The organism is Brucella pituitosa (assembly GCF_965577835.1).
GTDB classification, from domain to species: domain Bacteria; phylum Pseudomonadota; class Alphaproteobacteria; order Rhizobiales; family Rhizobiaceae; genus Brucella; species Brucella pituitosa.
The window spans coordinates 1,885,901-1,898,513 of sequence record NZ_OZ264092.1; the positions used below are offsets into that span (position 1 = coordinate 1,885,901).

Here is a 12,613-nt window from a genome sequence, read left to right on the forward strand (position 1 = left end):
TTTGCCGGTATGCTGCGCCATAGCCGGACGAAGATTACGGAAGTTGGAATAATGCTTCTGCGTCCCGACATCAAGAGTCATCGGTTTGTATTCTCCGCGCAATTAAATCGAATTCAAACGCAGCCTCAAGGAATTGCTTTCTAATCGCTGTGGCTTCCGGAGTATGTTGTACCTCCGGAAGCCGCTTTTTGTGTGTCAGCGCGAGCTGCGAACAAGCGCTATGGCAGAAAGCAGTGCGATGCCTGAAAGGGCGGAAAATCCGATGAACAACCAGAGCGCTGCATTGGCAGTGCCTGCTACGCCACCGGGATTGCTTAACCCTGCCAGATTGGCAACCATGCCAGCGAGCGCTGCCCCCATGGCCGTCGTGAACAGCTGCACCGTGGTTAGTGACGCAGAAGCCAGATTCTGGTCCGCAGCTTCAGCACGTTTGAAGACGCGGGTGAGCAGATGCGGCCATGTCATGCCGACACCAAAGCCTATAATTGCCATGGCAAGACAGATCGGTAGAAGATCATACCAATGTCCTTCGCTGCCCGGAGGGACGAGAATCGCAAGTGTCACCATGCCGGCTATTCCCATAACAGGGGCTGCAAGGATGACACGGTTCACACGGGCACCGGATACACCCGATGAGCCGATGGAACCAAGCGTCCAGCTGCCGCCCATGAGTGCTGCAAGATAGCCTGCCACCAATGGTGACTGGTTATGCAATACCTGGAAAAACAGTGGCACAAAGACTTCCGAACTTGTGACTGATGCACCGAGAAAGCCCATCGTCATATAGAGCGCACCAAGTCGCTTGATGCTGAAAGTGCCTTTCGGCAGAATGCGTTTCGTGGCCTTCCGTTCAACAATGACAAGCAACAGCAGCACAGCAAAAGCAATTACAACGCCAGCGACATTCCAGAACGTGCTTGCTGAAATACTCGCCGCCGAGACGATCAGCACGGCTGCCGTCAGCAGAATAAGCTGTGGCCAGGCAAGCTTGTCTTTGGCTTCATCATCGCCCGCGCGTTTTGGCAGGATGAGCGTCGCCATGATGGCAAAAATACCGATCACCGGCACAAGCGACCAGAAGGCTGCGCGCCACACGCCAAGTTCAGCAAAAATGCCGCCAATAGCCGGGCCAACAAGCGTTGCCACGCCCCACATGCCGGAAACGAGCGCAATGGCGCGAGGCCAGAGCGATTCATCAAAGACGATACGGATCATGGCATAGGACAGCGCCAGCATCATGCCACCGCCAAGTCCCTGCACAACACGACCCGCGAGCATGGCTGGCATGGAAGGTGCTAAGCCACAGGCCAGTGTTCCGGCTGCAAAGATAATGGCGGCTACAAGATAGGCGTTACGCGGCCCGGCCTGCGAAAGAAGTTTTGGCACAAGGGCCGAGCCAAGAATCGAGGCTGTTACAAACAGCGCCGTGTTCCAGGCGTAATAGTCCATGCCGCCAATATCGGCGACAACGGTTGGTAATATGGTTGTAGCAATGAAAACATTGATAGCGTGGAGCGCAACGCCGCCCACAAGTGTTAGCGAACGGATCGCATTCCTGCCCGCGAACAATTCTCCCCAGCCTGCAGTAGCCCCTGCTGTGGCAGTGGCGGCTGGATTTTCGATCTGCATTTCTTTCCCTGGTCCTATCCCGCATTTCAGAGGCGGGTTGATGCCCGCTGTCCGCACGCGTTGGCTGGCCTTATAAAATGCTTTTTTGATCTTCGGAATGGGGAATGAAGTAAAACGGCTTCAATAAAAATTCAAAGGGGTTCAAATTTGGCAGAAAAACTCTATATGAAGCTAAGAATTACAGAATCCGCTGCCGCGTCGGAGAATTTTTTCTCTAAACGTCTGTGGCGGATTTGTGTTTCTGTCACAAGCTTCCTATAAGCCTGTACCAACAGCGGCTTTAAAGCGTGTCCCGAAAAGTGCAAGCGGTTTTCGGATGAGATGCGCGCCAGACTCAAACAACGTGCTCGCCAGCCTAGCTGGACAGGCCATATTTCCCCAATTGACGACCCGGAACGCTCATGATCCAGACGCCCTACTATCTGATCGACAAGACCAAGCTGAAGCGCAACATGGAAAAGGTTGCCTATGTGCGCGAGAAATCCGGCGCAAAGGCGCTATTGGCGCTGAAATGCTTTGCCACATGGTCGGTGTTTGATCTGATGAGCGAATATATGGACGGCACCACGTCGTCCTCGCTTAATGAAGTGCGTCTCGGTCATGAAAGATTTGGCGGCGAAACCCATGCCTATAGCGTGGCTTATGCCGATAACGAGATCGATGAAGTCATTTCGCATGCTGACAAGATCATCTTCAATTCGATTGGCCAGCTGGAGCGCTTTGCCGACAAGGCAGCACATATCAAGCGTGGCCTGCGTCTGAACCCGGGCATTTCGTCTTCGACCTTTGATCTGGCTGACCCGGCGCGTCCGTTCAGCCGTCTTGGCGAATGGGATGTTGCGAAGGTTGAAAAGGTCATGGACCGCGTGACCGGCTTCATGATCCATAACAATTGCGAGAATTCCGATTTCGGTCTTTTCGACAAGATGCTGACCGATATTGAAGAAAAGTTTGGCTCACTTCTGCATCGCGTTGAATGGGTCAGCCTTGGCGGCGGTATTCATTTCACTGGAGACGATTATCCGGTCGATGATTTCTGCACACGCCTGAAGGCGTTTTCGGAAAAGTTCGGCGTGCAGGTCTATCTGGAGCCGGGTGAGGCTTCGATCACCAAAACCACGACGCTGGAAGTGACGGTTCTTGACACGCTTTATAACGGCAAGAACCTCGCCATCGTCGATAGCTCGATCGAAGCACATATGCTCGATCTGCTCATCTATCGCGAAAAGGCGAAGATGGCACCCAACAATGGCGATCATAGCTACATGATCTGCGGCAAGTCCTGCCTTGCTGGCGATATTTTCGGTGAGTTCAATTTCGACAAGGAGCTCTCCATTGGCGACCGCCTCTCATTTGAAGATGCGGCCGGTTATACGATGGTCAAGAAGAACTGGTTTAATGGCGTGAAAATGCCAGCCATTGCCGTGCGTGAACTCGACGGCACGGTCAAAATTGTCCGCGAATTTGATTATGCGGATTTCGAGGGTTCGCTCTCCTGAACCCTGCGTCGCGGTATTACTCAGCGGCGTAAAACTTAAACAGGTTCCGCGGCTGAGAGCGCCGGGGACGCGAAACAGATGGCGGGAAACCGCTGGAAGAGGAAGCATCGACAGAAAATGAAGAAGAACGTTCTCATTATCGGCGCCGGGGGCGTGGCACAGGTTGTTGCACATAAATGTGCGCAAAACTCTGACATATTGGGCGATATCCATATTGCGTCCCGCACGGTTGAGAAATGCCGCAAGATTATCGATAGCGTGCATGAAAAGAAGAGCCTCAAGACCGAGGTGAAACTGGAAGCGCATGCGCTGGACGCTCTGGATATTGAAGCCACCAAGGCTCTGATCCAGAAAATCGGCGTTCAGATCGTCATCAATGTCGGATCTTCCTTCCTCAATATGTCGGTTCTTCGCGCCTGTATCGATACGGGCGTGGCTTACATGGACACCGCGATCCATGAAGATCCGAAGAAAATCTGCGAAACCCCGCCATGGTATGGCAACTACGAATGGAAGAACCTGAAGGAATGCGAAGAGAAGGGCATCACCGCCATTCTCGGCATCGGCTTTGATCCGGGCGTGGTCAATGCTTATGCGCGTCTGGCTGCCGACGACTATCTCGATGAAGTTAAATCCATCGACATCGTTGACATCAATGCCGGTTCGCATGGCCGCTGGTTTTCGACCAATTTCGATCCGGAAATCAATTTCCGCGAATTCACCGGTACGGTCTATTCCTGGCAGGGTGGTGAATGGCAGTCGAACAAGATGTTCGAAGTTGGTCACACTTTCGACCTGCCTGTCGTCGGCCCGAGCAAGGCCTATATGACCGGCCATGATGAAGTGCATTCGCTGTCCAAGAACTATCCGAACGCCGATGTGCGTTTCTGGATGGGCTTTGGCGATCACTACATCAACGTCTTCACGGTGCTGAACAATCTGGGCCTTCTGTCCGAACAGCCGGTGAAAACTGCTGAAGGTCTGGAAGTTATCCCGCTCAAGGTGGTTAAGGCTGTTCTGCCTGATCCTTCGTCGCTGGCACCTGATTATACCGGCAAGACCTGCATTGGTGATTTCGTCAAAGGCACCAAGGACGGCAAGGAGAAGGAAGTCTTCATCTATAACGTTGCCGACCATAAGGACGCTTACAACGAAGTGGGTTCGCAGGGCATTTCCTATACCGCTGGCGTTCCGCCGGTTGCGGCCGCAATCCTGATCGCCTCGGGTGAATGGGATGTGAAGAAGATGGTCAATGTGGAAGAGCTGAACCCGAAGCCTTTCCTCCACATCCTGAACCAGATAGGCCTGCCATCGCGCATCAAGGACGAAGACGGCGACCGTGCATTGGATTTCGCGTAAGCTCAATCTGAATGAATAAAGAAAACCCCGCCCAATGCCATGCTTTGTGCGGGGTTTTTTATTGGTGCCTCGCTCTGGCTTACTCAGGCATATTTGGCCAAGTATCCGACAGACGGTAGCCGCTTGGAAACGGATCGCTCGGATCGAGCATGAGCTGCGAAGTTCCCGTCACCCATGCGCGACCGGAAATGATCGGGCTGATGGCCGGTTTGCCAGCAAGCTCCAGAGCCTTGTCCAGCCGACAGTGAAACTCTGTGCCCAGCACGGACTTTCCGATAAATTTCTCGCCGACTTTCATCTGGCCTTTTGCATGAAGCACGGCCATGCGCGCCGAGCAGCCGGTGCCGGTTGGCGAACGATCCAGTTTCGCCGGTCGAATGGCAACTGTATTTATACCGGTCAGTACGTCGCCATCGCGCGTCATCGGCTCGGTGATCTGGCAGAAGGAAATGTGGTTCCAGTCTTTTTCAGGATGGCGGAAGCCAAGCTGTTCATTAGCGGCTTTGGTAATCTTCACGCCAATCTCGGCGAGTTCCCGCGCTTGGCCCGGCTCGATCTTCATTCCGATAGAAGCTGCATCAACAATAACGAAGCTGTCGCCGCCATAGGCTGTGTCAACGGTGATCGTGCCGAGGCCTTCAACTTCCAGCGATGCATCCAGACGGTCCGCGAAAGACGGTACGTTGCGCACACTGATGCGCTCAGCCTTGCCGTTACGGCATTCAGCCTCCACCTCGATGAGCCCGCCCGGCGCTTCCAGCACCATGCGCGTGACTGGTTCTTGCATAGGGATAATGCCGCTATCCAGAAGAACCGTGGAGACACAGATCGAATTGGAGCCGGACATGGGCGGGGTGTCGGCGGGTTCCATGATGATGAAACCCATCTGCGCGCGCGGATCTTTTGGTGGAACCAGCAGATTGACATGGCGGAACACGCCGCCACGCGGCTCGTTCAACACGAAGTTGCGCAAGGTCTCGTCACTGACGATGAAGCGCGACTGCTCCCACACTGTATTGCCCGGAGGAGGGGCCACGCCACCGACGATGACATCACCAACTTCGCCTTCTGCGTGACAGCCGACAATATGGATGACTTTGGTGCTGCGCATGATTTCCCTCGCAAAATTGCATCCGCGACATTCCTAGATAATCAGATGTAACGGTCAACTGTTCTGCAGACCAGAAAGTGCATTTTTGCGACATGTCTGGAAATTGATTTCCATGCATGTCAGGAGATCAGAATTTACTTCCCAAGGTGTGTTGCTTCTTTAAGCAAGTCTGATATCCATTGTGCTCTAATTTTGTGCAAATCGATGCGCAGCCCGCCTGGCTCCGGATCAATTTCTGGAACATCCACAACGTTCCCAATAGAAATTGAATAACCCGAAAAGTTGGGGCGAAGTCGCTTTTGAAGCGATGAACGCTCTTAGCCGGCATGGGGCGATCGATACTCGTATCACACGCCATTCTCCTCAGATCGACCTGGTCTCTGAGCCTTTGATGTCTCGGCGCGTGCTTTCGTTATGGATTGTCCGATGGGTTGACGGCCACGGATGGTACGGGGTGTGCCCCGGGAGTAAGTTTGTGACCAATACATTTGATGCGGGCTTTCATGAGCCTCACATGAGCAGCGTTCAGCGCTGGACCCGGGAAATGGGGATGGCTCTCAAATTGGGCTGGCCGCTGATTCTGACCAATCTTTCACAGGCAGCATTGACTGCGACCGATGTGATCTTCATTGGCCGTCTTGGCAAGGACACGCTGGCTTCGGCGCTCCTGACGACGAGTTTCTATCACACCCTGATGATCTTCTCGATGGGGCTGGTTTCGGCTGTGATGCCGATGATCGCCATTGCACTTGGCAGGAACCGTCATTCGGTGCGCGATGTGCGCCGTACCGTGCGTCAGGGCATGTGGTCGGCCATTATCATCTCGATTCCGATCTGGATCGTGCTCTGGCATTGCGAGGAAATATTCCTCTTCCTTGGTCAGCAACCGGATATCGCCGCGCGCTCGACCGATTTCATGCATACGTTGCAATGGGCACTGTTGCCGTATCTGTTTTATATCGTGCTGCGCTCATTCTTTGCGGCGATGGAAAAGCCGATGTGGACGCTGATTGTTGCAGCCGTCGCTATCGGGTTTAACGCGCTGGCTGGCTGGACACTGATTTTCGGCCATTTCGGTTTTCCAAGAATGGAACTCCATGGCGCGGGTATCGCCACTACCCTGTCGAGTACGATGATGTTTCTGGGCATGGCTTTCATTACCATGCGTCACCGCCGGTTCCGTCGGTATCGGCTGTTTGGGCGGTTCTGGCGTCCGGACTGGCCGCGTTTCGTTGAGCTCTGGCGCATAGGTTTTCCGATGGCGCTGACCTTTGTGTTTGAAACGTCGATCTTTTATGCAGCCGTTGTCATGATGGGCTATATCGGCCCCACTGCCATGGCTGCTCATGCAGTTGCTATACAAGTCGCTTCTCTGAGTTTCATGGTGCCACTCGGGTTCGGTCAGGTTGCAACCGTGCGCGTGGGGCGGGCTTACGGCCGTGGCGACGCTCAGGCCGTGGCCTATGCCGGTTGGAGCGCCTATGCGCTTGGCGTGGGTTTCATGGCGATCATGGGCTTGTTGATGATTCTGATTCCGCGTCTGTTTATCGGTGTGTTTCTTAATCTCAAAGATCCAGAAAACTTTGCCGTTATCGAACTGGCCGTGACATTTCTTGCGCTCGCGGCACTTTTCCAGATTGTCGATGGAGCACAGGCGGTGGCTGCAGGTATGCTGCGTGGCCTCAGAGATACCCGCGTACCCATGTATCTGGCATTGGTCGGCTATTGGGGTGTAGGACTGCCGTTCGGTGCGCTGCTTGCATTCCAGTTTGGCTTTGGTGGGGCAGGAGTCTGGCTTGGTCTGGCGGCAGGGCTTGCGATAGTTTCTGTGCTGATGACCATGCGCTGGCGACGCTCTCTCATGCGCATCAGTGTCGTATCAAAATAATTACGAGCATTTGAGCCACAAACGCGAAACAATTTCGCGTGGTATATTGCGCAAAGGCAAATATTTAGAGCGGGTCCAAGGGTTCTTTATCCACTGGAGCCGCTCTAAATTTGAAAGGTCTTTTCAGGCTGGACAAGTGTGAAACTTTCAATCAGCGCGGATCACAAAAAAATGCCGTACGGTAGAAACCATACGGCATGATCTGTGAGGCTGCGGATATCCCTATGTATCCGCTAAAATCAAATGCCCCCAAATTATTTCGTGAGTGCAATAATACGGTCGAGTGCTGCGCCGTAACCTTTCAACGAAATTTTGAAAGCCACAGCCTGACTTGGACTAAGCGCAGTCGCATTCACGTTCAAATTAGTGCCGGCCTTCAAAGCGGCCACTTGCTTGGCATCAAAACTCACTGGTGCCAGACAGCCCTGCGGCAGACAGGTTGAAAATGTCAGCTGCGGCCCGTCAGCTTCATCGATCTTCAGTGCAACGCCTTTTACAAGATCAAGGCCAAATGGCATTAGAATGACACCTTCAACCTTACCACCAGGTATATTGCGCAACTCGGCAGTCAGAACGCGCTGACCCGTCTGAGTGCTGCTTTGATCCTGCCGTATAGCGCAGACAGTTGTTTCTTTTTCGGACTGACAGGAAACAGTCCAGTCCTGATATGTTTCCTGGAGGGTGCTTGCGCCGCCTGGGAGAGGGGCGGCAAACGCCGGAATACTCGAAACCACAGCAAAGCCAATTGCAAGGCCGATCAGGCTATAAGTTTTCATTAATACATTCTCTTCTGAGTGGCAATGAGAGAAGGTCGTTAAACAACTTACCGACCATGATATATTAATAATCACAAAGTCAAATTAAATGCAATAGATAATATATTGCGTGAAGTCGGCAATGTAATTGATTTCTAAAATATAGATTATAAAAAATTGAATATTCTACTTTGTAAGTTTGTCGTAGTTCTGCAATCAAGGGCAGGCCGGGGCTTATCGTAAAGGTTGGTCTTCTCGGATAAGAGAACTGCCTTCGCAAGGTTCAGGCCTTTAAAGCGGTCAGGCATGAATTAGAAAATTGGTATTCGTAAGATAATAACCAATTAATTGGTAAAGGAATATAGTTTAATATAAATAGCCTATACTTTAAGTAAATATTAGTTGGTTAAATATAATATACTGTTAAATAGTGCTGGATTTGCCACATGGTTATTTATTATTTCCATGATTGATAAGTTGTAATTGAGATCTGTATTGGATTCATTCTATCAGTCGATAGTGTTAATTATTCATATTTGCTGGAGGCATATCAAAATGACTATTAAGGGTTTTCTTCTGGGTTCGGCAGCAGTCATCGCTGCGGGAAATGGTGCGGCTCAAGCTGCCGATGCAATCGTTGCACCAGAACCAGAGGCCGCTGAATACGTACGCGTTTGCGATGCATATGGTGCAGGCTATTTCTACATTCCCGGCACCGAGACATGCCTGCGCGTCTCCGGCTATGTTCGTTACGATCTGACTGGTGGCAACGATGTATATGGCCGTGGATTTACCGATCGCGACGGCGCTGCCCTTGCGAGTGACGGATACAAGCGTAAGACCTGGGACAACAAGGCTCGCTTCACACTCCGCTTCAGCACGGCTTCGGAAACTGAACTTGGCACCCTCAAGACCTTTGCTGAAACCCGTTATGACTGGGGCAACGGCGTAGAAGGCGCATCCGGCTCACTGCGTTACGGCTATATCCAGCTCGGTGGTCTTCGCGTTGGTCTCGACGAGTCGGCTTTCGTTACCTTCCCTGGTTACCTTGGCGATGTCATCAACGATGACGTGATCCTTGCAGGTGGTTATCGCACCGGCCTTATCAGCTATACCTTCAATGGTGACAATGGCCTGTCGGCAATTCTGTCGCTTGAACAGGGCAACAACGCCGATACTGATAGCAAGTACGGCTACGACGGCGTCATCAAGGATTACGCCCCGCATGTCGTTGGTGGTGTGAAATATGAACAGGGCTGGGGCAAGATTGCAGCTGTTGCAGCTTATGACGCTCGTAACGAAGAATGGGCAGGCAAGCTGCGTGGCGACGTAAACCTCACGGATCGCTTCTCGCTCTGGGTTATGGGCGGTTACAAGTCGAATAAGGACAAGTATTTCGACGTGAAGGATGACTCCGGCAACGTTGTCGGTCAGGTCCGGGCGATCAGCAGCTTCTACGGCACATGGGGTGGCGATTGGGCTGTCTGGGGTGGTGCTGCATTCAAGGCAACCGAACAGGCGACTTTCAATGTGCAGGCTGCTTATGACGGCAGCAGCACCTTTGCTGCAACCGCTAATGTTGCCTATGAAATGGTGCCTGGCTTCACTGTTACTCCAGAAGTTTCCTACACCAAGTGGCAGGACGACAAGTCCTACCTCAAGGGTAAGGACGCATGGCAGGGCATGGTTCGCTTCCAGCGTTCGTTCTAATAAGTGCGCTGGCTAATAAGTGCGCTGGCCGTTACATTACGTGGCGGCCAGTACACGAAATTTGATAATCCTAATTTTCCAGTTTACTAATATTAATGCAAATATTCTCAATATATATTGGTATTATATGCAATTAGAAAACTAGATATACAGAGATACCATTCGACAAAGTAGAAGGACTGCTTTGTTATTTTAATCTGATCTCCAGTCAGAAGAATGGTGGCGGCGGGCTTCGGCCCGCCGTTTTTATTTGGGAAAGCAATCAGAATTACGCTCTAAAGAAAAGGCCGGAGCAAATCCGGCCTTTGTCAGGAGAGTGATGCGTGGCGTCTATCGCGACAATTTCATGTGTCGGTTTACGTCCTTGTAAAGCAGATAGCGGAATTTGCCCGGACCACCGGCATAGCAAGCCTGCGGGCAGAAAGCGCGCAGCCACATAAAGTCCCCGGCTTCCACTTCCACCCAATCCTGATTGAGCCGGTAGACGGCCTTGCCTTCGAGCACATAAAGCCCGTGTTCCATCACATGGGTTTCAGCAAATGGAATGACGCCGCCCGGCTCGAAAGTCACGACCGTCACATGCATGTCGTGGCGCAGATCGTTCGGATCGACAAAGCGTGTTGTGGCCCATGCGCCATTGGTGTCTGGCATTGGCGTCGGTGCGATGTTCTTTTCATTGAGGAAAAGCGGCTCCGGCACATCAAGACCGTCGACATATTCATAAGCCTTGCGCACCCAATGAAAGCGCGAAACAGCGCCTGAATTGTTGCGAAGCGTCCAACCGCTTTTGGGCGGCAGATAGGCATAACCGCCTTCGGTCAGCACATGATTCTTACCTGCAAGCGTGACGGTGATTTCGCCTTCAACGACAAACAGCACACCCTGCGCACCGTCATCGAGTTCCGCGCGATCGCTGCCGCCGCCGGGCTGCACTTCCATAATATATTGCGAGAAAGTCTCGGCAAAACCTGATAGCGGGCGGGCGATGATCCACAGCCGCGTCTTGTCCCAGAAGGGAAGAAAGCTCGTGACGATATCGCTGAATGTGCCTTTCGGAATAACCGCATAGGCTTCGGTGAACATGGCGCGATCGGTCAGGAGTTGCGTCTGGGGCGGCAGGCCGCCGGTCGGTGCATAATAATTACGGCTCATTGTCTTATCCTAGTAAAGTGTCTCAGGGAGAATATCTTTGAGCCGCAGCAGCGCGATGCGCTCAACCTGTTCGGACGCCGTTTCCAGCTCGGCAGCTTTCGTGTTCTCGATGCGCCGCTTGAAAGCGTCGAGAATTTCTCTTTTGTTGCGGCCCTTGACCGCGATGATGAAAGGAAAGCCGAATTTCTGCGTGTAAGCGTCGTTGAGTTCGGTGAACGTTTTGCGCTCATCGTCCGTCAACGCATCAAGACCGGCGGATGCCTGCTCGGAGGTGGATTCAGGCGTCAGGCGTTTGGCCGCTGCGAGTTTACCGGCAAGATCAGGATGCGCGCACAGCACGCCGAGTTTTTCATCGTCTGATGCCGCACGGAAAGCGCGGACCAGAACCGTGTGAAGACCGGATGCAGAATCGGCGAGTTCCGTCAGGCCGGTGTCATAGGCGCGTTCGGCAATCCATGGCGAGTGTTCGAAAATGCCGCCATATCGCGCAACAAAATCCGTCTTGCTGGCCTTGGATGGCACCACATCGACTTGTTTCGGCTTGTGGTGCTCGTGCCAGTGGCGGGCAATATCGATGCGCTTCGCAACCCACACCTTGTCATGGCTCTGCACATAATCGAGGAAGCGCTCAAGCGCTGCCACACGACCCGGACGCCCGACGAGACGGCAATGAAGACCAATCGACATCATCTTTGGCGCACCTTCCGCACCCTCGCGATAAAGCACATCGAACGTGTCTTTAAGATAGGTGTAGAATTGATCGCCGGAGTTAAAACCCTGTGGGGTCGCAAAGCGCATATCATTGGTGTCGAGCGTATAAGGCACGATCAGATGTGGACCCTTCGGCCCCTTCACCCAATAAGGCAACTCATCCGCATAGGAATCGGCCGAATAGAGGAAGCCACCTTCCTCCATCACCAGCTTCAGCGTGTTATCCGAAGGCTTGCCCTGATAAATACCCAGAGGGCGCGAGCCGGTGATTTCCGTATGCAGGCGCACCGCTTCGCGAATATGTTCGCGTTCCACGTCTTCGGGAACGTCCTTATATTCCCACCAGCGCAGGCCGTGACTGGCGATTTCCCAGTCCGCTTCTTTCATGGCACTGATGGCTTCGGGGTTGCGGTCCATGGCAAGGGTCACGCCATAGACCGTCACCGGCATGTTGCGTCGCGTGAAAGCGCGCCACAAACGCCAGAAGCCGGAGCGGGCGCCATATTCGTAGATGGATTCCATATTGAGGTTGCGCTGACCATTCCACGCTTGTGCGCCCACGATCTCGGAAAGCAGGTTTTCGGATGCAGGGTCACCATCGAGAATGCAGCTTTCGCCACCTTCTTCGTAGTTTACGACGAATTGCACGGCGATATTGGCCCCGCCCGGCCAGCGTGGGTCTGGTGTGTTGCGGCCATAGCCAACCAGATTGCGCGGATAACTCATATGGTCTTCCCTCAATTATTCATGGTTTTTCTTATGATAATAAAGAATTACGCGGACCATTCCCCCTCAAAAT

The 12,613-nt window shown here is 52.8% G+C and carries 9 protein-coding genes; 4 read left to right on the forward strand and 5 right to left on the reverse strand.

All coding sequences use genetic code 11. The annotated features are described in order from the left end of the window. Nucleotides 1-195: 195 nt before the first annotated feature. Nucleotides 196-1,629, reverse strand: coding sequence for an MFS transporter (locus ACSME1_RS09030; RefSeq protein ID WP_105705365.1), 1,434 nt, complete (start codon nucleotides 1,627-1,629; stop codon nucleotides 196-198). 401 nt (nucleotides 1,630-2,030) lie between these two features. Between ACSME1_RS09030 and nspC the strand changes: the two genes are divergently transcribed. Both nspC and ACSME1_RS09040 read left to right on the forward strand, forming a co-directional pair. Beyond that, complete coding sequence (gene nspC / locus ACSME1_RS09035) at nucleotides 2,031-3,128, forward strand: carboxynorspermidine decarboxylase (RefSeq protein ID WP_100559695.1); 1,098 nt, start codon at nucleotides 2,031-2,033, stop codon at nucleotides 3,126-3,128. A gap of 117 nt (nucleotides 3,129-3,245) precedes the next feature. Continuing rightward, complete coding sequence (locus ACSME1_RS09040; RefSeq protein WP_100559693.1) at nucleotides 3,246-4,487, forward strand: saccharopine dehydrogenase family protein; 1,242 nt, start codon at nucleotides 3,246-3,248, stop codon at nucleotides 4,485-4,487. A gap of 79 nt (nucleotides 4,488-4,566) precedes the next feature. Here the strand turns inward: ACSME1_RS09040 and ACSME1_RS09045 are convergent, their stop codons facing one another. Next, nucleotides 4,567-5,598, reverse strand: a complete 1,032-nt coding sequence (locus ACSME1_RS09045; protein ID WP_105705363.1) for a trans-3-hydroxy-L-proline dehydratase — start codon at nucleotides 5,596-5,598, stop codon at nucleotides 4,567-4,569. A 475-nt stretch (nucleotides 5,599-6,073) separates the two neighbouring features. Here ACSME1_RS09045 and ACSME1_RS09050 point away from each other — a divergent pair, with 475 nt between their 5' ends. Continuing rightward, nucleotides 6,074-7,486 carry an MATE family efflux transporter gene (locus ACSME1_RS09050; RefSeq protein ID WP_105705361.1) on the forward strand — a complete coding sequence of 471 codons (1,413 nt, stop codon included), beginning with the start codon at nucleotides 6,074-6,076 and terminating at the stop codon, nucleotides 7,484-7,486. 254 nt (nucleotides 7,487-7,740) lie between these two features. Here ACSME1_RS09050 and ACSME1_RS09055 read toward each other — a convergent pair whose 3' ends face one another. After that, nucleotides 7,741-8,262, reverse strand: a complete 522-nt coding sequence (locus ACSME1_RS09055) for an invasion associated locus B family protein (protein ID WP_024896070.1) — start codon at nucleotides 8,260-8,262, stop codon at nucleotides 7,741-7,743. A gap of 534 nt (nucleotides 8,263-8,796) precedes the next feature. On the opposite strand from ACSME1_RS09055, the gene ACSME1_RS09060 reads away from it, so the two are divergent. Further along, nucleotides 8,797-9,951 carry a porin gene (locus tag ACSME1_RS09060; RefSeq protein WP_024896071.1) on the forward strand — a complete coding sequence of 385 codons (1,155 nt, stop codon included), beginning with the start codon at nucleotides 8,797-8,799 and terminating at the stop codon, nucleotides 9,949-9,951. A 330-nt stretch (nucleotides 9,952-10,281) separates the two neighbouring features. Here the strand turns inward: ACSME1_RS09060 and ACSME1_RS09065 are convergent, their stop codons facing one another. Both ACSME1_RS09065 and puuE read right to left on the reverse strand, forming a co-directional pair. Beyond that, nucleotides 10,282-11,103, reverse strand: coding sequence for a bifunctional allantoicase/(S)-ureidoglycine aminohydrolase (locus ACSME1_RS09065; protein WP_024896072.1), 822 nt, complete (start codon nucleotides 11,101-11,103; stop codon nucleotides 10,282-10,284). A gap of 9 nt (nucleotides 11,104-11,112) precedes the next feature. Then, nucleotides 11,113-12,540 carry an allantoinase PuuE gene (puuE, locus tag ACSME1_RS09070; protein WP_100559687.1) on the reverse strand — a complete coding sequence of 476 codons (1,428 nt, stop codon included), beginning with the start codon at nucleotides 12,538-12,540 and terminating at the stop codon, nucleotides 11,113-11,115. Nucleotides 12,541-12,613 lie beyond the last annotated feature (73 nt).

Coding starts and splice junctions, on each gene's coding strand:
- ACSME1_RS09030 (WP_105705365.1), bottom strand. CDS start 1,629: ATGCAGATCGAAAATCCAGCCGCCACTGCCACAGCAGGGGCTACTGCA.
- nspC (WP_100559695.1), top strand. CDS start 2,031: ATGATCCAGACGCCCTACTATCTGATCGACAAGACCAAGCTGAAGCGC.
- ACSME1_RS09040 (WP_100559693.1), top strand. CDS start 3,246: ATGAAGAAGAACGTTCTCATTATCGGCGCCGGGGGCGTGGCACAGGTT.
- ACSME1_RS09045 (WP_105705363.1), bottom strand. CDS start 5,598: ATGCGCAGCACCAAAGTCATCCATATTGTCGGCTGTCACGCAGAAGGC.
- ACSME1_RS09055 (WP_024896070.1), bottom strand. CDS start 8,262: ATGAAAACTTATAGCCTGATCGGCCTTGCAATTGGCTTTGCTGTGGTT.
- ACSME1_RS09060 (WP_024896071.1), top strand. CDS start 8,797: ATGACTATTAAGGGTTTTCTTCTGGGTTCGGCAGCAGTCATCGCTGCG.
- ACSME1_RS09065 (WP_024896072.1), bottom strand. CDS start 11,103: ATGAGCCGTAATTATTATGCACCGACCGGCGGCCTGCCGCCCCAGACG.
- puuE (WP_100559687.1), bottom strand. CDS start 12,540: ATGAGTTATCCGCGCAATCTGGTTGGCTATGGCCGCAACACACCAGAC.